The sequence below is a fragment of the Candidatus Omnitrophota bacterium genome (assembly GCA_028707125.1).
GTDB lineage: Bacteria > Omnitrophota > Gorgyraeia > Gygaellales > JAQTUX01 > JAQTUX01.
Map to the genome: position 1 here is coordinate 75,053 of JAQTUX010000001.1, position 23,718 is coordinate 98,770.

Genomic DNA, 23,718 nt, shown 5'->3' on the forward strand with positions numbered 1-23,718 from the left:
TTTATCCCCCTTATTTTCCAATACAAAACTGACTAAATATATTCTCCAATATATCGTCGCTGAAATTCTCCCCCGTTATCATGCCGAGATCATCCAGAGCGCGCCTTAGATCAAAGGCGGCAAGCTCCAAATCCCGCGAAGATGCCGCGGCCCTTTTTACTCCGGCAAGCGCGTCCGCCATAAGCCCGGCATGCCTGGCGTTGGCCATGATCGTAAAATTATCCGCGGATACTTTTCCGTCAAGGACAATGCCGGCGACCGCCTCTTCTACCCTGTCCAGCCCTTCGTCCTTCAGGGCCGAAACCCTGCGGGCGATCATGCCTTTATGCCCCGGCAAACTTAATCTCTGTTTCAGGTCGGATTTATTTATTACGACGACCGCGTTCCTGCCTTTAAGTTTTTTAAGCAATCGCTTATCCTCAGCCGCGGCCGGCTTTGAGCCGTCCAGAACAAGCAGGATAATATCCGCCTCTTTGAAATATTTCCTGGTTTTGCTCAGGGCCTTTCTCTCAAGCAGGTCTTTGGGCTCAACTATGCCGGCAGTATCGATTATTCTCACAGGTATGCCCCTGATATCCATTATATCCTCGATCGCGTCCCTGGTTGTACCCGGGATATGCGTGACGATCGCCCGTTCCTTTTTAAGCAGGGCGTTAAGCAGGGACGATTTGCCCACATTAGGCCTGCCGAATATGCAGATGCTTACTCCTTCCCTGAATATCCTGCTGTTTGAGGCGCCCTTAAGCAAACCTTCCAAATGGCGCTGTATTTGCAGAATATCTTTATCTAAACCATCCTTGCCGCGCGCCTCTATGCCTTCCTCGGGAAAATCTATCTCCGCTTCAATACGGCTTAACAGGGAAGTGAGCGCCTGCCTGATCTTCTTGATCTTGCCTGAAAATGCCCCTCTTAACTGGCTGACGCTGATGGAAAGCGCCTTGTCTGTCTTTGATCTTATGATATCCAATACGGATTCTGCCTGCGCCAGGTCTATCCTGCCGTTCAAGAACGCCCTTAAGGTAAACTCTCCCGGTTCAGCCAGGCGCGCTCCGCTGCCGACGGAAATATCCAGTATCCGCCTTAAAGGCACGATGCCGCCGTGGCAGCCTATCTCAACTATATCTTCTCTGGTGTAGGTCTTGGGCTTGCGCATAACTGTGAGCAAAACCTCGTCCACGGCATTTTCATCGTTGTCCCTGACCCAGCCGTAATGGACTGTGTGGGTCTTATAATTTGAGGGCTTGCCGCCGTCTTTGGCGGAAAAGATCTTATCGGCTATGGCCAGCGCGCCTTCTCCGCTTAAGCGCACGATCCCTATGCCGCCCTCTCCCATCGGCGTAGATATCGCGACTATCGTATCTGTTGGATTATACATAATTCCCTCTACACACTTACGTGTGTAGAATCCCTTGGCTATGCTTATAATCGCAATTCCCCACACGTAAGTGTGGGGTGTCTTCCCTTTCTTATAACATATTCCCTTGCTTCTGCCGCGACGAACAATGAGCCGCAGACAAGGATCAAATCATCTTTGCCGGCCGATGAGATCGCTTTATCCATCGCCTCTTGCACGCTGCCCGTGGTAACCGATGCCGCGCCTTTCAAATATTTTAAGAATACCTCGGGTTTTGCCGCCCGCGCGTGACCCGAACGCGTCAGTATGAATGCGGGTGTCAGTCCCTGCAACTCCAGCGTTATCCCCTCTATGTCCTTATCCGAAGAAGCGCCAAGCACTACAATAACCTTCTTACGCGGAAAGTACCTCTTTATCGCGTTCTTTAAGGCGAGGGCTGATGCCCTGTTTTGCGCTCCATCCAGGATAATATGCGGATTCTTAGAGATCACTTCACATCTCACCGGCCACAGGCATTTAAGCAGCCCGCCCCTGATCGCCTTTTCTGATATTGATATCCCCTGCCCTGCCAACTGCTCAATAATGCCGACGGCAACAGCGGCATTCACGATCTGGTGTTCGCCCAACAATCGTATTTCCAGGCCGCTGTATTCACCGTTAACGCCTCGCAGATCAAACCTCTGCGTATCCTCTGTGAAATCCGACTCTTTATACAAAATATCCCTGCCGGCTTCAAGAAACCCTACACCTATACTCGCGCATCTCTGCTGTAAAACAGCCCTTGCCTGTTGTTCCTGCGGGGCGCTTATAACCGCGGCTGTTAAGCCGTTTTTTATAATGCCCGCCTTTTCCCCCGCGATCTGTTCCAATGTCTTTCCCAGCTTATCGGTATGCTCAAGGCTTATAGGCGTTATGCCGCAGGCAAGGGCGTCGGCGGTATTAGTAGCGTCAAGCCGCCCACCCATCCCCGTCTCAAGCACGACAAGATCCGCTCCCTTCTCTTGAAAATACTTAAAGGCAAGCGCTGTATATACCTCAAAAAATGACAGCGCTCCGTCGGGGCAGTCCCGGTTATACCGTTCGGCCGCCGGCTTTATCTCTGTGACCAACCGCGCTAATCTATGCTCGGGGATCATGCCTTCGAAATCCCTGCCGTCAGGCGCGCCTTCTTCATTATCCAACAGCCGTATCCGCTCTCTGAAATCGTTCAGATGCGGAGAGGTGTAAAGCCCGGTCCTGAATCCCGCTTCTTTAAGGATGTAGGCGAGAAAGGCGCAGGTCGACCCCTTGCCTTTTGAGCCGGCGATATGCGCGCATCGGAGTTTGTGCTGGGGGCTGCCGAGTTCCTTGAGAAATCCGTCCGCCCTTCGCAGTTTTAATTCCAGTTCATAGTTGTAGGCGGAGAGTTGCTCAAGATCGGCGAAAGAATCCAGATAATTCAGCGCTTCCCGATAAGTCATTTGACAAAGAGGAGGCGGATACTATTAATGCCTGAAATGGCGCATACCTGTGAATACCATGGATATGCCTTTTTTATCTACGGCCTTTATTACCTCTTCATCGGATATGGAGCCGCCCGGCTGGATGATCGCTTTTATTCCGGCCTTTGCCGCTGTCAGGACCGCGTCGGCCTTGGGAAAGAAGGCATCGGAGGCAAGCATGGAGCCCTTAGCCAGTTTTCCCGCCTTTCTTACCGCGATAATCACGGAATCCACTCTGCTGGTCTGGCCGGCGCCTATGCCTACGGTCTTTGTGCCGCTGGCCAGCACGATCGCGTTTGATTTTACGTGCTTAGCTACCTTCCAGCCGAATAAAAGCGAGGCGGTCTGCTGCTTTGTGGGCTTCTTTTTAGAGATAGTTTTTAAGCCGGCTTCGTCTACCATGGCCAGATCTTTATCCTGGACCAATAGCCCGCCGTTTACCTTCTTAAGGTCAAGCTCCTTCTCCAGGCCAAAATCGGCAAGCTCTATCAACCGCAGGTTTTTGCTTGAGGAAAATATCTGCCGGGAGGCGGCGCTGAAGGAAGGGGCAATTACGCATTCAAGGAAACCGCATTTCTTTATCGCCTTTGCCAGGCCTTCTTCAACCGGCCGGTTTATACCGATGATACCGCCAAAAGCCGAGAGCGGGTCGCAGGCGTAGGCATCCTTGAACGCCTTGATTATATTATCCGCCTCAGCCACTCCGCAGGGATTATTGTGTTTTATCACTACCGCGGCCGGACGGGAAAATTCGGAGGCGATCCTCACTGCGGCGTCAAGGTCCAAGATGTTATTAAAGGAAAGTTCCTTGCCCTGAAGCTGCTTAATATTGCCCAGGCCGTATGCCCTGGCAGCGTCGCGATAAAACGCCGCTTTCTGGTGCGGATTCTCGCCGTAACGCAGGTCCTGTACCTTTTTAAAGGCCGGCCGCAGTTCCTGCGCGAAGCCGGAACCCTCTGCCTTTGAGCCGTATGTTGAGAGGTAGCTGAAGATCGCCGCGTCGTATTGCGAAGTCCTCTTGAATACATCCACGGCCAGCTCAAAACAGGTCTCCTCGCTTACAGCGCCGTTATTGCCCTTCATTTCAGCCAGCACCTCTTGATATCTGGCTGGATCGGATATGACGCAGACGCTCCTGTTGTTTTTTGCCGCGGAACGCAGCATGGAAGGCCCCCCGATATCAATATTCTCTATGGCCTCGCCCAATTCAACACCCTTCCTGCTCACGGTCTGCTCAAAGGGATAAAGATTCACCACGACCATATCAATAAGGCCTATATTGTGTTCCTTTAAGGTGGACATATGCTCCTGATTGCCGCGCAGCGCCAATAATCCCCCGTGTATCCTGGGATGCAGGGTCTTTACCCGGCCGTCCAGCATCTCGGGAAATCCCGTATAATCGGACACATCCTTTACCTCGATCCCTTTTTCTCTAAGTAATTTCGCGGTGCCGCCGGTAGAAAGCATCTCTACGCCGGAACCCTCCAGCCCCCTGGCAAATTCCACAATGCCTGTCTTGTCTGATACGCTTATCAATGCCCGCCGTATTTTGACCATTTACGCGACTCCTTCCTTTTTATTTATTGAATCTGAATGTTATCCAATCCCCGTCCTGCACTATGTAATCCTTCTGCTCAAGGCGCACTTGAGAACGCACCGCGTTAAACGAACCGGCGGCGATAATGTCCGACGTAGGAACGACTTCGGCGCGGATAAACCCTTTCTGGATATCGCTGTGTATCTCCCCTGCCGCCTCTTTAGCGTTAGTGCCCTGCCTTATCAGCCAGCCGCGGCAGTCCTTATCTCCCGCGGTAAAAAACTGGGCGAACCCCGCCTTTATCAACAGATCCTGCAGCAACCTGTTCTTATCCGCCAATGCCTCCTGCGCCGCCAGATATACGCTCCTTAAACAAAAAAGCGGATATGTTTGCAGCGCCTTCTTTTCCTCCCCGCTCAACATCTCCGGAGTTACCAGCTCTTCCTTCTCTAAAGTCCCTTTAACCTTCAAGAGCACTGCCTTCTCTGCTTCGTCTTCGGACCGCTCAAGGCGCTTATCTATAAAATCTATGTCCGAAATAATAACCTGCAGTTTGTCCTCCGGTCTTGCCACGACCGCGTCGGCCTCGGATAACCGCTCTTCGGCGATGACCTCTATTTCCGGGTATGTCTTCTTGGCCGCCTTAAAAATATCTTTGAGTTTGTCCAGCCGCGGGTCTTTGACGGCTAATTTGCCTTTAGGAAATTCCTGTTCCAGATTAAGAGCGACTATTTTCATCCTTCAACACCTGCCTTTTGATGCGCCTGTGATTGCGCGATGACCGTAGAGACATGCTTATGCGGGACCTGTTCGTAATGCGAAAAATTCATTGTGTAATAACCTCTACCCCCGGTCATTGAACGCAGGTCGTTTGCGTATTTGAACATCTCTGCAAGGGGCACCTGCGCCTTCAAGGCGTTGTTTTTGCCCTTTATCTCCATACCCATGACCCGGCCGCGCCTGGAATTGACATCGCCTGAGATCTGGCCCATATATTCCTCCGGGATCACGACCTCCACGTCCATTATGGGCTCAAGCAGCGCCGGCGCCGCCTCCTGCACCGCCTTTCTTATGGCCATTGAACCGGCGATCTGAAACGCCATATCCGACGAATCGACTTCGTGATAGGAGCCGTCACAAAGCACGACCTGCACATCCACCACCGGATATCCGGCGACAATGCCCTCCTGCATCGCGTTCCTTACGCCCTTTTCTACCGACGGCACGTAGTTCCTCGGTATTGCCCCGCCCACAATCCTGTTCACGAACTCAAAGTCCTTGCCCCTCTCAAGCGGCCTGATCTCGATCCAGACATCTCCGTACTGGCCCCTGCCTCCCGACTGTTTCTTGTATTTGCCCTGCATCTTGACTGCCTTGGTGATGGTCTCCTTGTAAGGGACCTGGGGCGTTCCCAGGGTGACCTCGACATTGAACCTTTTTTTCAGCCTGCCCATAAGCACGTCCAGATGCAGATCGCCTAAGCCCGAAACGATCTCCTCCCTGGTCTGGTTATCGCGGGAGACCTTGAATGTCTGATCCTCTATCATAAGTTTCGCGAGCGCGGGTGAGATCTTCTCTTCGTCCTGCCTGGTCTTAGGCCTGACAGAAGCGGAGATCAGCGGCTCGGGGAAAACGATCGGTTCAAATACCAGCGGCCTGTCCTGAGAACTTATGGAATCGTTGGTAAAGGTATCCTTGAGCTTGGCGATCGCCACTATGTCGCCGCATCCCGCCTCGCTGATGCCGCGCTGTTCCTTGCCCTGCAATATGTATATGGGGCCTATGCGCTCCTGCGTCTTCTTGGTGGAGTTATAGAATGATGTATTCGGCAGGAGTTTGCCGGAAAATATCCTGATCACTGTAAGCTGGCCCACATAGGGGTCGGAGATGCTTTTAAAAACAAAACCGGAAAGCGGGGAGCCATCGCTGAAGGTTATCTCCGTCTTTTTATCCGGCTCCTTGGGACAGGCGGCAAACACGGCCGTCCGCTCCGACGGATTCGGCAGATAGTGGATAATGGCGGCGGCAAGTTCGCTTACGCCCTGATTGTTCAATGCCGAGCCGGAGAGTATGGGAAATATCTCCCCTTTATCAACCGCCTCATGCAGCGCTGTCTTGATCTCATCCTCGCTTAAAACCGCGCCCTCAAGGTACCTCTCCAATAATTGATCGTCCGTCTCAGCGACCGCTTCTATAAGGGCGGCATCGCTGAATGAGCCGACCACAACCGCTTTTTTAGAAAGCCCGCTTCTTATTTCCTCGATCACCTTATCGACGTTCACGCCTTCCCTGTCTGTCTTGTTTATGAAAATAAGGCGGGGCATCTTGATCTCTTCCAGGTCCTGCCATACGCGCTCTGTGCCGGCCGCTATGCCGTCGGTAGCGTCTATTACCACTACCGCCGAGTCAACCGCCCTTATGCCGGCCAGGACCTCGGCGTAAAAATCCAGGTAGCCGGGAGCGTCTATTATCTGTATGCGGGCCGCCTCCGATTCACAATAAAGCATGCTCGCGTTTATGGAGATCTTACGCTCGGCCTCGTCCGCGCTGTAATCGCTTACGGTGTTGCCTTCCATAACCGAACCCCGGCGCGTGAGCGCCTTGCAGTTAAACAGCATCGCCTCCGCCAAAGATGTCTTTCCCGAATGAGCATGGCCTAGAAGTATAACACTCCTTTTCTTATTCACGTCCATCTTGTCCTCCGGAATTAGAAATTCGTGTCAGCATCATGCCAACGGCTTAAGGTTTATGGGCTGGATATCAATACGAACGGCAGGACTTTATTATATGGGAAAAATGAAGCAGCGTCAAGGTGAGAAAACAATATTTTGGCGGGGAGAAAACCCCTTATTCCAGATAGGTATAGATCTTTCCCTTGTAATTCCTCAGGACGTATTTGCCCTTTGCCTGGGAAAGGATATAATACGGGCCGACGGGGATCTTGCCTCCTCCGCCTGGAGCGTCTATCACATATGTGGGCACGGCATAACCCGAAGTATAGCCCCTCAGTTTCTCAATGATGTTGATGCCGGCGGCAACGGGCGTGCGAAAATGCTCTGTGCCGCGCACGGGGTCGCACTGATAGATGTAATAAGGCCTGACCCTCATCTCAAGAAGCATATGCATAAGTTTTTTCATGATATAAGGCCTGTCATTGATGCCTTTAAGCAGCACGGTCTGGCTGCCCATTGGAAATCCGGCATCAGCCAGCATATCACAGGCATTCCTGGTGCGCCTCGTGATCTCTTTAGGATGGTTAAAATGTATGCTTATCCAGAGCGGGGAATATTGCTTAAGCCGGCTGACAAGCGACTCTGTAATGCGCTGGGGCAGCGTAACAGGCACGCGCGTGCCTATCCTTACGAACTCCACGTGAGAAATCTCGCGCACGCGCTTTACTATGCCTTCTATCTGGTCGTCCTCCAGCATAAACGGATCGCCCCCTGAAATAAGCACATCCCGCACCTTTTTATTGGATCTTATGTATTCGATCGCCTTGTCAAATTTGTGCTCGGCATCTATCTCTTTTTCATCTCCCACGAGCCTGCGCCTCGTGCAATGGCGGCAGTAAGTGGCGCAGCGCTCCGTCGCCAGAAGCAGGACCCTGTCAGGATACCTGTGCACAAGCCCGGGAGCGGGAGAGTCCCTGTCTTCCGCGCAGGGATCAAGCATCTCATGCGGGCTGACCGTAAATTCATGCGAGGTAGGGACCGCCTGCCTCCTTATGGGGCAGTTGGGGTCGTAAGGGTCTATGAGCGTCGCCCAATACGGCGTAATGGCAACGGAAAGCCGGCCTGAGGATTTTTTGATCCCCTTCTCCTCCTCAGGAGAGAGATCGATTATCTGCGAAAGCTGTTCTTTTGTATGGATCCGGTTTTTTACCTGCCAATGCCAATCCTCCCAATCAAGAGGGTTTGCCTCCCTGAACAGAGGCATCTGATGATAGTCGATAGGGAACCGTTTGATCCTGGGGGCGCCGGACTGTTGCTGCGTTTCAGCCCGTTCAGCTACCTGCTGCTGGCTCAAAGAGAGCCTCCTTTCCCATACCGCTGGAGGGCGCAATCAACAACCTTGCCTATCATAGCATCGTAGGTAATTCCCAGATGTTTGGCGATAACCATAAAGACATCATCAACGGACAAAGAAGGCAGAGGGTTTATCTCAAGGACGTAGGGATTGCCGTCTTCATCCGTACGGAAATCAATCCTGCCGAAATCGCGGCATTCAACCGCCCTGTAAGCCTTTAAGGCGTAATCCCGCATTTTATCTATCAATTTCTGAGGTATCCGCGGCGGGCATACATATCCCAGCCTGTTGGAATGTATCCTGGCGAAGGTGTAAAATTGGTCCCCGAGGTCCAGCTTGCCGTCTATCTTTACCTGCACCGGCGGGAAAACCTCGGGGTCTTCGTTGCCGATGATCGCTACGGTAAATTCCTTTCCGGATATGAACTCTTCCACCAGCGCCGGTTGTTTATATGTCTTGACCACGAAATCCACCCGCTTCCTTAAGCTTTCTTCATCGTCAACTTTGGCATCTTTGCTTATGCCCTTTGAAGAGCCCTCGAAACGCGGCTTCACGATCATGGGAAACCGCAGGTGGTCCATATTCATTTCTTCCAAACTCTTTGCCTCAAAAAATTTAGGCGTGGGTATTTTTTCATACAGCAGCATTTTCTTTGTGGCGATCTTGTCAAGCGTCAGCCCCAGGGTAAACCCGTCGGAACCAACAAACGGCACATCCATCATTTCAAGCAGCACCGGCACCTGCGATTCCCTGTTCCTGCTTATGGCCCTGCCTTCGCAGATGTTAAATACGATGTCAACGCCGAGATCGCCCCGCATTTCAAGCAGCCGTTCCGCGTTGCCGATCTTCTTAACGGTATGGCCGTTTTTCTCCAGCGCTGCCGCTACCGATCCTATCACGGGCCTGGAGTCCAGCTCCGCGTAGAGATCCGACGGTTCTCCCTCTTTCAGCTTATAATCCTCTTTTAAATCGTATGTAAATCCTATGATCATAGAAAAAAGCACCTTTCCTTTCAGGTCAGGTGCCCTTATCGGTTTCTATCTTTCAATTTTCTTATTTTCTCCTCGGAGACGGCATTCTTAAAAAACCAACTGTTTGATAATAACTCTATAGTTATTTTTTATCACACGCTATTATGTATGTCAAGAATTTTCTAAGATTTTGTTCAATTTTTCCTCCAACGCGCGCGCGCCTTCGAAACGGATACAATCAATACCCATTTTTCCCGCCTCCGCGATCAGGTCCGGCCTGTCGTCGGTATATATCACTTCTTCCGGGCCGGCATTGCTCAGGCGCAGGGCCGTATCATAGATCTCGGGCTTGGGCTTTCTTGCCCCGACCTCATAAGAAAGCACGATCCTGTCGAACACGCCGAATATATCAAATTGTTTCTTTAAAAATTCAAAATGCAGGATATTTATATTGGATATCAGCAGGATGAAAAGGTCTTTCTTCAATAATTTGGCGAGAGAATGGACCTTGAGGTTGTCGGGAGTCAAAAAAAATATATCATTCCAGATCGAGTTAAACTGCTCTATCCCTAAATTCAATTTAAGGCGCGGGCGGATCGCGTTGAAGAAGTCCCGCGGCGAAACCCTGCCCTCTTCAAATTTCTCGGTATATTCGGAATCAAAAAATACATCAAATATCTCTTTTTTGTCCAGGGGCGAAAACCGGGCGATCTTGTCCACGGCCCTCCAATGGTCAAAGTCAAGCCACACGTTGCCGAAGTCAAAGAATACCGCCTTGTATTTCATCCGGGTTAATTATCCTTCTTTCCGCTGCCTTTAAACAGGTCCAGGAACCTGTCTTCATAATCCTTGTAAACGCTCCACTTATCCAGTTCTTTTTTAAGCTCGCCCGCCTTTGTGATATCGGATTTTACCATCTCAAACAGCTTCTCGATCCTGGCGTTTATGGAAGACGGCAGCCGCGAATGCTGGCTAAGCAGTTTCTTGATCTTTTCTATTTCCTCTTCCCCTATCGGCTCCTGGCCTTCGTGCTCGCCCCTGACGTAATCTATCAGCTTATTGATCTCCGCCTCTACGAATTCCGCCTGTTCTTTTAATTCGGACAGATCCAGGTTGACACCGGCCAGCACGCTGAAAACCTTCAGCACAGCCAGCGCCGCCTTGGGGTTTTCTATATGCACCGTGAAAATGGGTATCTCCCCCAGCAGGCATATGCCTTTCAATCCTCTTTTCTTTGCCATAGCGACAAATATGCCGTTCATCCCGCTGATCTCTCCCCGTTCCATGATCGTAATGCCCGCGCCTTTCAGTTTATTTATATCGTCCGTATGCGTGCAGGAGGCAAAGACCTCCGGGGCCTTTATATGGTCTATGGGCTTGGGCAAAGAAGCAAAGCCATAGATCTTCTTCACTTTAAAATCGGCGGCTACGTCCAGTATCGCCCTGGCGTAGCTTTCCGCCCTGGAAAGATCCGGCTGCGCGTTACTGAAGAAAAAGATCAGGTCGTTATTATTGTCTTTGTCTTTCCAGAAAAAGAATTTGCTCACCGGCAGGTCCGCGATCCTTATAACCCCCTTATCCACGATCGCTGAGCCCCTGTAAAAAAACGGCCTGGGGTCGATCTCGGCAAGCTCCTCCGCCTTGAGCTTATCTATTAAATAAGTAACGGCCTTAAAAGCTACCTCCCCCATGCCGGGCCAGCCCACGATCAAGGAAGGATTGTTAAGTTTCGGCCTTTTAAATATCTTGATGTTCCTTTCCATTCTTTTCCTCCGATGGATTTTCTGCGAGTTTTTCCCGAATGTCGTCGGGTATGGCAACCGGGCGGAAGCCGGCGTTAACGCAAACCATTACCACCTCCGCCTCGCACACTACACAATCGCCCTTGAGGACCGTTTGACTGAAAATAATAGAAGATACCTTGATCTTAGCGGCTTCGCTCTTTACCGCCAACACATCTCCGTACCTGGCGGGCGTCCTGTACTTTATGTTGACGGACGCGATGACAAAAAAGAACCCCCTGTTAACGCAGTCGGCTACCAGGACCCCTCTTTTTTCTAAATATTCCGTCCTTCCTCTCTCCAGGAACCTGAGGTAGTTAGCGTAATAAACTACCCCTCCGGCGTCCGTGTCTTCGTAATAAACTCTTACCTGCATAATAATATGGGGTTAGAAGGCGTGGTTGGCGCCCAACCACAGGCGGGTCTGGTCTTCATCAGGATCGTCTATTGCCCTGGCCACATCTAATCTTATGCCCAATCTTTCCACAAAACCGGCTATATCTACATAAAACCTGAACCCCAGCCCCAGGTCCTTCTTGAAATCGCTGTCGTTAAAGCTGGCGAACCAGGCCTTGCCTATGTCAAAAAACGGCACCAGCTGTATTTCATCCAGATGCAGCAGATTATCAAAGCAGTATAGCCCGAGGTCGTCCAGCACGGTCGCCCTGTATTCAATGCTTGTAAGCAGCATACGGCTGCCATTTACGGTCTTCCTGTCATAGCCGCGCAGGCCCTCATCCCCGCCTAACTGGAACAATCTTTTATCATGCGCCTCTCCCCAGCCCAGCTTCAAGCGGCCCGCGAGTTTTGAGCCGGCTGATACAAAACGGTAAGAATCCAATTCCAGGGCGCTTCTCCAAAATGACTCGGTACCGCCTAAGGCATGGACACCGAACTCCTGCGTCGGCGTGAAACTCCATCCGCAAACATGGTCCGGGTATGGCCCGCGCCTTGCCAGCGTGCCTTCTATCCCGAATATGGTCTCGTCCTTCCTTCTGTAATAAAGATGCTCTGAGTCCTCTGTGCCGCTTAATGTAGACAGCCCCTCAAACTTCCTGTCCCTTATCATATATACGGTAACGTGGTCGTTTATTTCCCCCAGCCCGTACGGCGCCGGCCATAACTCCCTGCGCAAATAGATCTTGCCGCCGGTTAGATCCTCCTCTTTATGATTTGACTCCCAGTTGAAAAATTCAAACCCGGCGGCCAGATGAGAGCCGCCTATATGCTTGAATTGATAGCCCAGGGTTGATTTTACGGATTCACTGTTAAAATCATAGCCGCTCTTGATATACAGGATGTCGTCCTCGGGTTTTTGTAACGACGCCTTGAACCCTAAGGCATTAGACAGATCAGGGCCGGCCACAAGATTATATCCGTCGGGCTTCAGGAAAACCGGTATCTCGTAAGCAAAAAAGTAAACCGGCACCGGCTTAAGGTAGAGCCGGCGCGGCCAGACGTTATTGGTCCTGTCTATATCAAGCATGCTGCCGCCGGGGTCCAGCCGCGCGCTTTCCACATCCTCGGAAAAATCCAGGATCTGTACCGGGTCTTCGCCGTCCCAGGTGAGCGTCTCTTCTCTGCCGCCGGAAAGGCCTGCCTTGACCTCAACGGGCATTTGTATCCGGCCTTTGCGCTCAAGCAGGACGCTTTTGCCGCTTACCAAAGATACGGCGTAGTCGCATTGCTTATCGGTCTTCAGCCACTGGTCAAAGAACCAGCCCAGATCCCTTCCTGACTGCCCCTCGCAGATCTTTATGAAATCATCCACGCCGGCGTTTTTAAATTTAAAATCCCCTGTATAGGCCTGTATCGCCTTGACAAATACTTCATCGCCCATAAGAGCGCTCAACATTGAGATCACCGCGCTGCCCTTGCCGTAGGTAAGGGCGAAGATGGATGAGGGCTCCTGAAAACTTGAGAGCTTTCCCAGTATGGGCCTGTCGTAGCCGTTCTTGACCAGAAAGTTATACCGGGCGATCCTGGAATCCCGGAAGGAAAAATTAGGGATAAGCCATTTGACCGGGTTCGGCAATACCATCACCTGCGCGTCCTTGCCGTATTTCTCCTCGACATACTTAAGCATCCAGTAGGAATTCAGCCCTTCATCAAGAAATGTCTCTTTATATTCATCGGAGCCGACTACGTTGTAAAACCACTGGTGGCCGGTTTCATGCGAGACAAGAAAATCAAAGTAGCGGATGAGGAAGCCGGGCAATTTATAGGCCCTGGTGTCTATGAAAACGAGGTTGCTCGATTCGTGGCCGCCGTATCCCAGATAACTCGGGACCACGCTGAATTCCTTATAGGGATAACTGCCGAACAGCTTACCGTAAAAATCCATTGTATCCCGGGCAAAATCACAGGCGTCCCGCGCGCTTGCCTCATCACCGGGAAGATAAAATGACTTGATCGTTACGCCGTTCTCTTCTCTGGCATAGACCTTGAAGCTGCGGCTTATTCCTAAAGAGAAATCCCGCACAGGCAGCCCGGTCTCAATAAATAAGCTCTTTGTCCCGTTGCCGTTGTCCTCTTCCTGAATAAGCTGCCCTGTATGGGCTGCCGTTTCATCCGCGGGAAGGGTCAATTTCACCTTGTATAACGACGCGTCGCTGAAGAACGGCTGATGGTATAGATAAAAAGGATAATTATGCCAGCCGTCCTTATCCCTCACCGAAAGTATGGGATACCACCTGTTCAGCGTGGCCACATCCTCATGCCAGCCGAACCTGCCGAAGCAATGCGGGATATCCACAGTGAAGCCGATCTCGATCTTCACGGAGGAACCGGGGCCAAGCGGCGCGGGCAGACCTACATTAAGTATGGTGGCGTCTTCCCCTTCAATCTTGTATTCCGCTGTCTTTCCTTCGGCGCTTATTGACTGGATCTGCATGCCGCCCTTATCAAAGCCGCCCGGATAAGGATTGATCTTAAAATATCCGGCGTAACGGTAAAGGAAGGCGACCTCCTTCCTGGTATAAGCCCTGTGGGGATAGATGTGAAAGAATATTTCGTTTAAGGGCTCCGCGGTATTGTTGGTGAAGGTCACGGCCTCTCGCGCGGTTATTTTATGGCCCGCGCTGTCAAAGACAGCGTCTATTTCGTATTCAGGCACAGCAGCAAAGGCGGATCCGCACAGGATCAACGTAAATATAAAAACACCTGCGGCTCTTTTCATCTCTTTACCGGACATACATCGCACCTCGGGTTATTTTTCCTGCAATGCTCTTTTGCCAGGCGCACGATAAGCGCGTGAAACTCCTTAAACAGATCCACATCATGAGGCAGATTATCCATAAATAACCTTTGGACCTCGTCATATTCGGCGCCTTCTTTTATAAAGCCCTCGCGGGACATAAGCCGTCTGGTGTAGGCATCCACCACGAATACCGGCTTGCGCGCCGCGTAAAGGATAATGGAATCAGCGCTCTCAGGGCCGATCCCGTTTATAGAAAGCAGTTCCCGGCGCAGAGAAGCGGTATCTTTATCCAGCATCCTGCTTAAAGAACCGGCGTAATTTTTCTTAAGATGCGATATAAAATTCTTAAGGCGTTTTGTCTTTATATTAAAATAACCTGCCGGCCTGATGGCCCGCGCCAGCTTACGCCGCGGGGCCGCCTGTAATTTCCTGCAGGAAAGCAGCCCCTGCCGTTTTAAATTCCCGATCGCCTTCTCTACATTGGACCAGCTTGTGTTCTGGGTTAGCACTACCCCGACCACCACTTCAAGATCGCTGTCAGCCGGCCACCAGTATTGCGGCCCGAACCTCTTTAACATCCTGCGGTACAAACCGAGCAGCCTGCGCTTCATTCCTGTTCCAGGCGCAGCGGATTAAAACCATTAAAGGCAAAGAGCGCGTAAGTCGTGCCTGCCACTGAGCCGGTACGGCTTCCTTTGGGGGTCATCCAGCCATGGCCGGTATCGCTGAATTCCGAAGTAGCGTAAGGCAGGCATCCGGAGCCCTGGCCGGTGCGGGAATCGCTGGTTATGATCAACTTGGTCAACTCCGTAAGGTAGTCATTGGCAAGCTTGTCGTAGTATTTGGCCTTCTCCCCGTCGTTTTTATTCTGATAAAACTTGGCCATGATGCGGTAGGAGATTATCATCTGCGCGGTCCACTCCGTGGAGATCACCGGGCAGCTGCCTACGCGCCTGCTTAAACCAAAATCAAAGCCGTTGACCTCAAGCGTATTTCCGTCGGGGCGCTGGAACGATGTCCTGGCCAGGCATTTTACCTTGGCGAACTCCAGTATCTGGTCCGGGTCCATTCCCGCCTCAAATAACCGCTGGGGGCCTATTGCCGCGATGGACCAGGCATAGGTATCGGTGGCGATAGTAGAGTCGCCCTTGCCGCGCTTTACGGGGATCTCGGGCTTGTCGTAGGCGTGGTTTTTCAGCCATTTAAAGACCTGCTCACCGGATACATTATATCGCTCATTGCCGGTAATTTTATACAGCATGCGCAGGAAGGCGTACGCGTCAAGATTATGTTCGGTAGCATACCATGTGTACTGCGGCCCGCCCCTCAGGCCGTTGTCCCGGTCCTCTTTTTGCAGGCCCATAACCCAGTCGGCTATCTCCCCAGCCAGCTTAAGATAGCGCCTGTCTCCGGTCATATTTGTATAATGCGCCGCGGCAATGCCGACCCAGATGTTCGGGCCGGTATGCACGGCGTACTCCGCCACTTCATAATCATCGGCGTAATAAGCGTTGGCGAATCCGCCGTAAATTTTCTTTGCCCGCCCGGAATAAAAATCAAGTATCTTCTCAGCCCTCTCATAGTCGCCAAAATAGGTATAGGCAACGGCGATCAATGACTGGTCATAAGTAAATGCCCAGCCCTCTATGCTCGGGTCTCCCTCAAAGCTGCATACAAGCCCTGTGCGCGGGTTTTGATGGCTGCGCAGCCACTCATACATCTTTTCCAGATTCGCCCTTTCCAAGACCACCATCTTTTCCGTCATCATCAATAAATCCTCTGTGACGCTGCCCTCTTTATCCTGGACCGCGATCAACTTATTCTGGATATCCGCCTTCTCTTTTTCAAGCTGCTTTATGATTTGATTAAGTCCGGCTATATCTTCGTCTTTTGGTAAAGACGATCTTTTCATCACCGTATCTAATTTAAATTCCGCGGTAGCGAGCCTTGATTCAAGCTCCGCCCTTTCCCGCTGGATATCCTTTATCTTCTGCTTGGCAACGGAAGACCTCTGGACGACCTGCACAAGCTCATCAACCAGTTTCTTGCTGGTCTGGATCAATTTATAATTAAGGTGGGCGCTTAAGGAAAACGCGGCGATCAGCAGCACTATGCACAGGGCGATCAATCTGGGCAGCAGCGCCTTAGTATAGGCGAAGCGCATGATATTCCTGCCGCCTTTGGCATCTATATGCTGGTAGGAAAGCCCTATGCTGTAAGTATTTTCTTCGCCGGCGCCCTCGCCTTCTATCCACGCTATATTGGCAAGCGCGTTAACCTTCTTTCCGGCTATAGGCACATGTATCACCAGCTCCAATTGCACGGCCTTGCCGGAGATTATGCCGATAAGACGGGGATTTAGATTATTTACGGCCAGGCACAGGCCGCCTTTGCTGACATTGCTGGTAAATCCCTGCTGCCAGGTAGATAATTCCCTGCGCGGCCGCTCATCCCTGCCGGGGTCTACCAGCTTAAACTCAACGGGGAATACGCTGTCAAGGCGTATGTAGCGTCTCTGTTCCCTGCCCAGATAAGTCATCCTGAACCTTTTCTAAAACCACTCTTTTATTTACCGCCCTTCCCAATTCTTCCAGGAAGGATTTAAACGCGGGGTATTCCGGCTGCGCGATCTCGGTCTTTTTTACCGTCTGTTTCTGGTAAAAAACTATCCGGCCTTCCTGAAATTCATATTCTACTATAAAATCAAACCATTCGCTATCCTTTCTTAACCCCTGCGGCAGGTATTTCAACTTCAGGTGAGACGGCAGGTCTATAGTGACCTTCTTCTCTATGGTTTCGGGCACCACCAGATCTATGGGATAAACCCTCCGGCCCTTCGCGGCTATTGAAGTATCCAATTCGGCCAGAGGCGGCAGCATCTTTATATCCTCCGCGCTTATAAGGAACTCTGGGCCGTTGAAACTATAATTCAATACCACCGGCGTGCTCAAGTCGTCGAGATTGTCTATTTTATAATCAATGAGCTGCGCCCCCACGGAAACGGACTGTATCTGCTGCTTGAGGCCCTCTTCTATCAACTGCGGCTGGGTATAAATGAACCAGAACCTCTGCATCTGGTCAAACTGCCCGAATGAACTAATCTTTGATTCCACCGCTATGCTCTCATCGGAGTTTATCTGTATTGATGTCTCCCTGATCAGGCGGTTGTTATCCGGGCCGAAAAACGGCGTTCTTAATATCTCGTAGCCGTCATCCTTGATCACAAGCACATCCCTGTTCTGGTCGGCGTCCGGCAGATCACCCAGAGCGCAGGTCTCGCAGGTCGTATCCATGAACAAACTGCTTCCTTCAAATTCCATCACCGCTATGGCGTGGTTAAAGGTAAGCGTGGGAAAATCCTGATTGAGCGCGGCTGTCCCCTTTGTGCCGATAAGAACGGGGTGGGCCTTGAAACCGGCGGCCTTGAGCATTGTGATCAGCAGGACCGCCTTGTCCTTGCAGTCCCCGTACTTATTGGAAAAAACCTCTGCCGCGCTGTGCGGCTCATACCCTGCCTGGCCGTATTCAACGGCTACATAACGGACCTTCTGGGCGCAGAAATTGTATACCGCCTTTATCTTTTCATAATCGCTGTCCTTGCCTTGCGTCAGCTCGGCAACCGCCTTTTCAATGGCGCTGTCCGGCTTCATTTTATCTTCCGCCAATTTCCACCACCAGTTGTAGATCTCATCCCAGGCCCTGAACGTGGAAAGCATTATCGCCGTGTCTATCTCGGATACCGGCGGCATGGAATCCTCGGGTATGATCTGGGGGATATCATTAAATAACCAGGCATACCTTTGCTTTCCGTATTCCTCTGTAACGGCCGGCTCAAGTTTCGCCTCTGTAAAATTATACCTCTCGTTGATCAACTTCGTATTCAATACCCTGCCCGCGGGCAGCGTTACCTCAAATCGCGCCTGCTTGACCGGCTCAAACTCCTGCAGCCGGTAATTAGTCATAAAATCGTCGTCGTTAACCAGCTTTCTTAAGAATATCTTTGCCTTATATTCTATTACGCTGCCTTCGCTCACCTCCGGCATGGAGATTATCTTAACGCGCGCGTTGGAATACAGCGGGAAATTAAGGTACCGCGACACGTCCCTTATGTGCTTATCCCCCACCATAACCACCTTGCCGTCGTCCCTGATGGTCCTGGCGTATTCTATTTCAACCGATTCGTCGGTGGAGTCGTATCCTATTTCTATTTCGGCGAAATTCTCCCTGCCGCGCTCGTTCAATATCTTCACCAGGTACCTTTGCTGAAAAACCGCGGTGTTATCTTCAAATATCTCGACGCTCTCATCGCTCAGGAGGATCACCGCCCCCGCCTCAGGGTATTCTTCGGCCCCGCCGGCGCCGACGATCATATCCCTCGTCTCTTTATCAAGGTCGTCTAAAGTCAGTTCCTGCGTTTCCTTGCTTATATTCTCAAGGCGCGCCCCGGCCATAGCGGCAAAATTCCCGCTCTGGATCTTCGCGTAGACCTCCTGCGCCTTATTATACAGATTTAACTCCTCGCAGGTAAGCCCGTAGAAATAAAGGTGTTCGCCTTCATCGGCGGAAAGCCCTAACTTATCAAATACGGCCAGGGCATCCGTAAACCTGGCGCTTCTGAATAAGGAAACCGCCAGTGTCTTCCTGGCGTTCTTTGATCGTGCCTCTTTAAGCAGGTCTATGGCATTCTCAAAATCTCCGTTGCGGAAATACAGCTCCCCCAGCTCTTCCATGATCGGCTCATTATCCGCGGAGGCATTAAGCGCTTTCTGATAATAGGCAACGGCAAGAGCGTATGACTCTTTGCTTCCCGAGGCGTATTTACGCGCCAGCTCAAGGTCATCCCTGAAGGCGCAACTGTTTAAAGCCAACAACAATAAAAATGAAACGCAAATATCTCTAATAATTTTACCTTTCATATTTGTAATACCCCTTTCTCAAATGAGGCCCAAACTTACGTCGCTAGGCGCGAAGCGACTGCTCCATAAGTCGTGTCCTCACTTATTATACTCCCGCGCAAGCAATTTGTATATTCCATCCTTCCCCGATCGATTGATCCGCCGATTATTTATCCGCGCGACCGGCATAAGCCCGATAAGCGAATTTGCAATGAATACCTCCCGCGCCTTAAATAGATGATCCGGCCGCACATCTTTTTCAATAACCTCTATGCCGCTTCTTTCCGCGGCATCCATGATCACTTTGCGCGTGATCCCGGCGAGGCATCCGCAGGAAAGCGCGGGTGTGATCAATTTTCCATTTTCTACCAAAAATATATTTGAGCGCGAGCCCTCTGCCACAAGACCCCTGGTATTCAAAAGCAGCGCCTCATCCGCTTCCATCTTTTCTGCTTCCTCGCGCGCGAGGGCGTTAATAAGATAATTCAGTGATTTTATCCCGGCTATACCGGATAACTCATTGATCCTGAATCTGGAGATAATTACTTTAAATCCTCTGTCGTATTCAGCGCCGGTAGGAGGCGTAAAACTATTTAACGAAATGAGGATATTGCTCCCCTTTACGCCCTTCCAGGCATTTACGCGCATACGCGCGGTTTTGAAGTCGGCTTTATTTAGAACGGCATTTATACCCGCGCGCAGATCTTTACCTATATATATGCCTAACGTCCGCGCATTGTTTCTCAGCCGGCCGATATGCTCCTTCAAAAAAACCGGCTTGCCTTCGCATACCAACAGCGTCTCAAATACCCCGAACCCGTAAAGAAACCCCGGGTCCTGCGAGTACACCACCGCCTTTTCTCTTGGAACAATCCTACCATTCAAACAGAAAAGCTCTCTCATGCATTCCCTCTACACACTTACGTGTGTAGTATCAGCTATCTATGCTTAGTTTGCCATTCCCCACACGTAAGTGTGGGGTCCACTCCTACTGCCTGCATCATTGCCCGCGCCTTGACCAATGTCTCGTCGTATTCCTTAAGCGGGTCGGAGTCCGCGACAATGCCGCCTCCGGTATGAAAATACAGATCATCGCCCTTTTTCAAAATAGTGCGTATCAAAATATTCAAATCGGCGCTGCCCGAGAAACTGAAATACCCCAAAGAGCCGGTATATATCCCGCGTTTATGCGGCTCAAGCTCATCTATTATCTCCATAGAGCGTATTTTAGGGCAGCCGGTGATCGAGCCGCCGGGAAATGCCGCTTTTATCAGATCGCTTATGCCCGCGCCCTGTTTTAGCCGGCCGCTTACCACGGCAGTGGTCTGGAAAACCGTCTTATACCGCTCAAGCCGCCTCAGATCATCCACCTTTATCGTGTTATATTCACACACCCTGCCCAGATCATTCCTTTCCAGGTCCACTATCATAAGCAGCTCTGCCTTATCCTTGGGGCTGATCAATAACTGCCTCCTCAAAGACATATCCTCGCTTCTGTTTGAGCCCCTCGGCCTCGTCCCCTTCATCGGCTGAGTACGCACCCTGCCCTGATCCACCTTGAGGAACCTCTCCGGAGAAGAGCTGGCTATCTGAAAAGTCCCGCAATCAAGATACGCGCTGAAATTAGACGGGCTGAACCGCCTTAACCGCTGATAGATATCCGCGGCGCGCGCCCCGCTGCTCACTCTGAATCTCTGCGAGAAATTGACCTGATAAATATCCCCTTCGCTTATGTAGCGCTTTGCCTGTCTTATCCGCCCGCGGTATTCATCTTTGGTCAGGTTGGACTCAAAGGATGAATTCTTTAACGCGGATCTTTGAAAATCTGATCTGCGCGCGCCTGCGTTCAACAATCTATTTATTCTTTTAAAGCCCTCTTCTGCTTTTTTCTTCTGTAAGGCCGGGCTTTTCTCGGGGAAGCCGCAGGAAAAAGCAATGACCTGCCTTTTCGCGTGGTCAAATATGAGGGCGCAGTTATAAAAATAAAGTACGCATTCCGGCAGGCCCAGATCATCCAGCGCCTTACCCTGCCTTATCTTCTCAAGCCGGAACCCCAGGTCATAGGAAAAATACCCTACCGCTCCGCCCAGGAACGGGGCAATGGGAAGCGGCGGAATTTTATAAACGGCCAAAATACGGCCCAACTCATCAATGAGCCGCAGGCTGTCCGTCTTCAGCGTGAGCGCCGGCCCAAACCCCATGAAAGAATACCTGCCGTCATAGCCGTAAGGCATGCCGCTTTCTAAAAAGAAGCTGCCCTCATCTTCGGGCAATGCCTCAAATACGATATGGGGGCTGGCCCATTTGTTAAACGACTTCCAGATGTAATATGCTGTCAACGTTAAACGTCCTTTTGTCCTGCCTCAAATAACAATTGCCCACGAGGTAATACTTTCCCCGTTCCTGCTTTATCTCCAGCGGCTCCACGTTCCTTTCCGTAACCTCGCTGTTTGAGCGCGACAGATACCTGAGTTTCAGCTTTAGTTTAAGGTCGATCGCCTCCTGCAGCTCGGCAACCCTCTGCTGGAGCATTCTACGGGAAGTATCCGTGTTTACGGAAAAAAGGCGCAGCAGGGAATCCGTATCATCGATCCGTTTTGAGATCAGGATCTCCTTTAGTTTTTCAAAAACCCTTATGGTCAGGACCACGTCTTCATACGCCCTGTGTTCCTGGCCCGAACTTATGCCCAGCGTCCTTGCCACGTTCAACAACGAATACCCGCTTAAACCGGGCATCAGCCTCCTGGCCATGATCAATATATCCACCGCGTATAGGTCCGCGGGCAGGGCCTTGCCCAGCATCTTCAGCTCTATGTCCAGAAACCCCAGATCAAAGTTAGTATTATAAGAAGCCAGGAGCGCCCCTTTAATAAAATCCAGGAATCCGGGCATTATCCGGCGGCTTTCCGGCGCGCCCCTGAGCATGTCTTCGCTTATATGGTTCACCTTGAACGCTGCCTCAGAAACATCCCTCCCCGGATTGACCAGCGAACAGAAAGTGGCCAGATGGACCTTGCCGCGCAGCCTTACGGCGGCGATCTCCACGATCCTGTCTCCGGAAAAGGGGTCGAGCCCGGTTGTCTCCGTGTCAAATATGACCACGTCCACGTCATTTATACTCTTGCCGGTCATTATTTCTCCAGTAATACCGTATAGTAATTCTCTATTCTATGCGGCCGGTAAGAAAGCTTGGTCTTCCTTAAATCCTCCAGGCCGGAATCATCCATAACGTTGATAAATTCCTCTTTCCTCTCTTTGCAGAACTCCCTGAATATAAACTGCGCCAGCCCCTTGATCTTCAGGTCCGCCGCCTCAAGCAATACGCAGAACGTCCGCGTGTTCAGCTCAAACCCGAATGAATATGCGCGCAGGCGGCCCTCCACTTCAACGACCCTGCCTGCCAGGCCAAGCCCTTTGCAGTCCTCAAATACCCGCCTGTGATAACGCAGGGCGTCCTCAAGCATAAGATCGTGCGTCCTGTCCCTTGACGCGTCCTTCCTGCCTTTGGCCCATTCCTCAAGCAGAGATACGGCGGCGTCCTTATCGCTTTCTTTGTAGGGCCGGTATTGGAACCTGTAATTCTTCAAAAAATAATTTATGTCCGCGCGCTTTGACTTGAACCTCCCGCCCTTTAAAGCGGCCTGTTCCTCTCTAAGATACACGTACTCCCTGCCCCTTTCTTCCACGCGCAGCCCTGAGCGCCTGAATTCTTCGGCGGCATCCTCCTCTACGTTATCGATCCTTGCCGCCTTCAGGACATCCCTGATATAATTTACGGCGGACAGGTCGGCGCCCTTGCCCAAAGGGTTAAGATATAAGAACGCGCCTGAGCCGTTCTTAAACAATATGAACAGGCCGCCGTCAAATACGGCCTGCCTTATATCAAAAAAATCCTTCCAGATGTATACGCCGGCAAAAGAATACGCCGAAAGCCGATGCTCTCCGGGCTTTAAATAACCCTCTATGAATGCCCTGTCGCCCAGGGCGATTTCCTTCAAAGATACGCGCTCAATTTCTTTAAGCGGCTCAACAGAGCCGCCGTAATCGCAGGCAAGCGAATGTATCCGGCTTAGATCCGCCCTGGCCAGCAAATGATCACGGAGATATTCCGCGTATTCAAGGAGTTTTCCTGACCGCCTGTTTTCTTCGGCATAAGGGCAGTTTGAGTCAATGCCCAAATAGGCCCTGCCGTTATGCCTGACTATGACAAAAGGGTAGATCCGGCACTCAAACGGCCTGAGATCATATACCGAGCAGCGGTTGCCTTCTTTATCAAAGAACTCGCAGCAATATAAACCGTCTGAGCACTCCTTAAGCGCTATCCTGCTCTCTTGCTCTCTCAGCCCCTCTTTATCCTCCTTCAAAAGCGAGGGCCGGAACACGCTTTCCTTATCCGCGAAGCGGCAGCAGACCCGGCAACTCAGGCACACATCGTTGGGGACAAATTGCTGAAGCGTATTAAATGTTGACATAT

Annotated in this window: 17 protein-coding genes and 1 pseudogene; all 18 read right to left on the bottom strand. The window is 51.2% G+C overall.

The features are described 5' to 3' along the window. Positions 1 to 10 precede the first annotated feature (10 nt). The 18 genes and pseudogenes from mnmE to PHR44_00520 all read right to left on the bottom strand — a co-directional run bounded on the left by mnmE (position 11) and on the right by PHR44_00520 (position 23,716). Complete coding sequence (gene mnmE, locus PHR44_00435; protein ID MDD4909141.1) at positions 11 to 1,375, bottom strand: tRNA uridine-5-carboxymethylaminomethyl(34) synthesis GTPase MnmE; 1,365 nt, start codon at positions 1,373 to 1,375, stop codon at positions 11 to 13. Positions 1,376 to 1,419: 44 nt separating this feature from the next. After that, positions 1,420 to 2,814, bottom strand: coding sequence for a bifunctional folylpolyglutamate synthase/dihydrofolate synthase (locus tag PHR44_00440; GenBank protein ID MDD4909142.1), 1,395 nt, complete (start codon positions 2,812 to 2,814; stop codon positions 1,420 to 1,422). 24 nt (positions 2,815 to 2,838) lie between these two features. Beyond that, on the bottom strand, positions 2,839 to 4,392 hold the full coding sequence (gene purH, locus PHR44_00445) for a bifunctional phosphoribosylaminoimidazolecarboxamide formyltransferase/IMP cyclohydrolase (GenBank protein ID MDD4909143.1): 1,554 nt from the start codon (positions 4,390 to 4,392) through the stop codon (positions 2,839 to 2,841). Between the two features lie 19 nt (positions 4,393 to 4,411). Then, positions 4,412 to 4,654: pseudogene (locus PHR44_00450) on the bottom strand (DUF933 domain-containing protein). A gap of 452 nt (positions 4,655 to 5,106) precedes the next feature. Beyond that, positions 5,107 to 7,065 carry an elongation factor G gene (locus PHR44_00455; GenBank protein ID MDD4909144.1) on the bottom strand — a complete coding sequence of 653 codons (1,959 nt, stop codon included), beginning with the start codon at positions 7,063 to 7,065 and terminating at the stop codon, positions 5,107 to 5,109. A gap of 154 nt (positions 7,066 to 7,219) precedes the next feature. After that, on the bottom strand, positions 7,220 to 8,398 hold the full coding sequence (locus tag PHR44_00460) for a KamA family radical SAM protein (GenBank protein MDD4909145.1): 1,179 nt from the start codon (positions 8,396 to 8,398) through the stop codon (positions 7,220 to 7,222). Next, positions 8,395 to 9,390: an ATP-grasp domain-containing protein gene (locus PHR44_00465; protein MDD4909146.1), complete on the bottom strand. Its 996-nt coding sequence runs from the start codon at positions 9,388 to 9,390 to the stop codon at positions 8,395 to 8,397. The genes PHR44_00460 and PHR44_00465 overlap by 4 nt, the downstream gene beginning before the upstream one ends. 150 nt (positions 9,391 to 9,540) lie before the next feature. Then, a complete protein-coding gene (locus PHR44_00470) occupies positions 9,541 to 10,155 on the bottom strand; it encodes an HAD family phosphatase (protein ID MDD4909147.1) in 615 nt (204 codons plus the stop codon). Between the two features lie 5 nt (positions 10,156 to 10,160). Then, positions 10,161 to 11,132 (bottom strand): PAC2 family protein, encoded by a 972-nt coding sequence (locus tag PHR44_00475; protein ID MDD4909148.1) that lies wholly within the window; start codon positions 11,130 to 11,132, stop codon positions 10,161 to 10,163. Continuing rightward, positions 11,107 to 11,526: a YbgC/FadM family acyl-CoA thioesterase gene (locus PHR44_00480; protein ID MDD4909149.1), complete on the bottom strand. Its 420-nt coding sequence runs from the start codon at positions 11,524 to 11,526 to the stop codon at positions 11,107 to 11,109. Before PHR44_00480 ends, PHR44_00475 begins: the two co-directional genes overlap by 26 nt. Before the next feature lie 12 nt (positions 11,527 to 11,538). Next, the gene (locus PHR44_00485) at positions 11,539 to 14,343 is read right to left on the bottom strand and encodes a M1 family aminopeptidase (protein ID MDD4909150.1); all 2,805 of its coding nucleotides are present in this window, start codon (positions 14,341 to 14,343) and stop codon (positions 11,539 to 11,541) included. Further along, entirely contained in the window at positions 14,325 to 14,960 is a 636-nt protein-coding gene (locus PHR44_00490) for an endonuclease III domain-containing protein (GenBank protein ID MDD4909151.1), read from the bottom strand. Before PHR44_00490 ends, PHR44_00485 begins: the two co-directional genes overlap by 19 nt. Next, positions 14,957 to 16,888 carry a hypothetical protein gene (locus tag PHR44_00495; protein MDD4909152.1) on the bottom strand — a complete coding sequence of 644 codons (1,932 nt, stop codon included), beginning with the start codon at positions 16,886 to 16,888 and terminating at the stop codon, positions 14,957 to 14,959. Before PHR44_00495 ends, PHR44_00490 begins: the two co-directional genes overlap by 4 nt. Next, positions 16,845 to 19,265 (bottom strand): DUF3857 domain-containing protein, encoded by a 2,421-nt coding sequence (locus PHR44_00500; protein ID MDD4909153.1) that lies wholly within the window; start codon positions 19,263 to 19,265, stop codon positions 16,845 to 16,847. The genes PHR44_00495 and PHR44_00500 overlap by 44 nt, the downstream gene beginning before the upstream one ends. Before the next feature lie 78 nt (positions 19,266 to 19,343). Continuing rightward, on the bottom strand, positions 19,344 to 20,129 hold the full coding sequence (locus tag PHR44_00505; GenBank protein MDD4909154.1) for an aminotransferase class IV: 786 nt from the start codon (positions 20,127 to 20,129) through the stop codon (positions 19,344 to 19,346). 53 nt (positions 20,130 to 20,182) lie between these two features. Further along, positions 20,183 to 21,583: an aminodeoxychorismate synthase component I gene (gene pabB / locus PHR44_00510; protein ID MDD4909155.1), complete on the bottom strand. Its 1,401-nt coding sequence runs from the start codon at positions 21,581 to 21,583 to the stop codon at positions 20,183 to 20,185. Next, positions 21,552 to 22,376 carry an exonuclease domain-containing protein gene (locus PHR44_00515; protein ID MDD4909156.1) on the bottom strand — a complete coding sequence of 275 codons (825 nt, stop codon included), beginning with the start codon at positions 22,374 to 22,376 and terminating at the stop codon, positions 21,552 to 21,554. The genes pabB and PHR44_00515 overlap by 32 nt, the downstream gene beginning before the upstream one ends. Further along, on the bottom strand, positions 22,376 to 23,716 hold the full coding sequence (locus PHR44_00520) for a phosphatidylglycerol lysyltransferase domain-containing protein (GenBank protein ID MDD4909157.1): 1,341 nt from the start codon (positions 23,714 to 23,716) through the stop codon (positions 22,376 to 22,378). The genes PHR44_00515 and PHR44_00520 overlap by 1 nt, the downstream gene beginning before the upstream one ends. Between the last annotated feature and the right edge of the window lie 2 nt (positions 23,717 to 23,718).

Bases quoted from the DNA above. Each gene is read 5' to 3' on its own strand.
- mnmE (MDD4909141.1), bottom strand. From the start codon at position 1,375: ATGTATAATCCAACAGATACGATAGTCGCGATATCTACGCCGATGGGA.
- PHR44_00440 (MDD4909142.1), bottom strand. From the start codon at position 2,814: ATGACTTATCGGGAAGCGCTGAATTATCTGGATTCTTTCGCCGATCTT.
- purH (MDD4909143.1), bottom strand. From the start codon at position 4,392: ATGGTCAAAATACGGCGGGCATTGATAAGCGTATCAGACAAGACAGGC.
- PHR44_00455 (MDD4909144.1), bottom strand. From the start codon at position 7,065: ATGGACGTGAATAAGAAAAGGAGTGTTATACTTCTAGGCCATGCTCAT.
- PHR44_00465 (MDD4909146.1), bottom strand. From the start codon at position 9,390: ATGATCATAGGATTTACATACGATTTAAAAGAGGATTATAAGCTGAAA.
- PHR44_00470 (MDD4909147.1), bottom strand. From the start codon at position 10,155: ATGAAATACAAGGCGGTATTCTTTGACTTCGGCAACGTGTGGCTTGAC.
- PHR44_00475 (MDD4909148.1), bottom strand. From the start codon at position 11,132: ATGGAAAGGAACATCAAGATATTTAAAAGGCCGAAACTTAACAATCCT.
- PHR44_00480 (MDD4909149.1), bottom strand. From the start codon at position 11,526: ATGCAGGTAAGAGTTTATTACGAAGACACGGACGCCGGAGGGGTAGTT.
- PHR44_00485 (MDD4909150.1), bottom strand. From the start codon at position 14,343: ATGTCCGGTAAAGAGATGAAAAGAGCCGCAGGTGTTTTTATATTTACG.
- PHR44_00490 (MDD4909151.1), bottom strand. From the start codon at position 14,960: ATGAAGCGCAGGCTGCTCGGTTTGTACCGCAGGATGTTAAAGAGGTTC.
- PHR44_00495 (MDD4909152.1), bottom strand. From the start codon at position 16,888: ATGACTTATCTGGGCAGGGAACAGAGACGCTACATACGCCTTGACAGC.
- PHR44_00500 (MDD4909153.1), bottom strand. From the start codon at position 19,265: ATGAAAGGTAAAATTATTAGAGATATTTGCGTTTCATTTTTATTGTTG.
- PHR44_00515 (MDD4909156.1), bottom strand. From the start codon at position 22,376: ATGACCGGCAAGAGTATAAATGACGTGGACGTGGTCATATTTGACACG.
- PHR44_00520 (MDD4909157.1), bottom strand. From the start codon at position 23,716: ATGTCAACATTTAATACGCTTCAGCAATTTGTCCCCAACGATGTGTGC.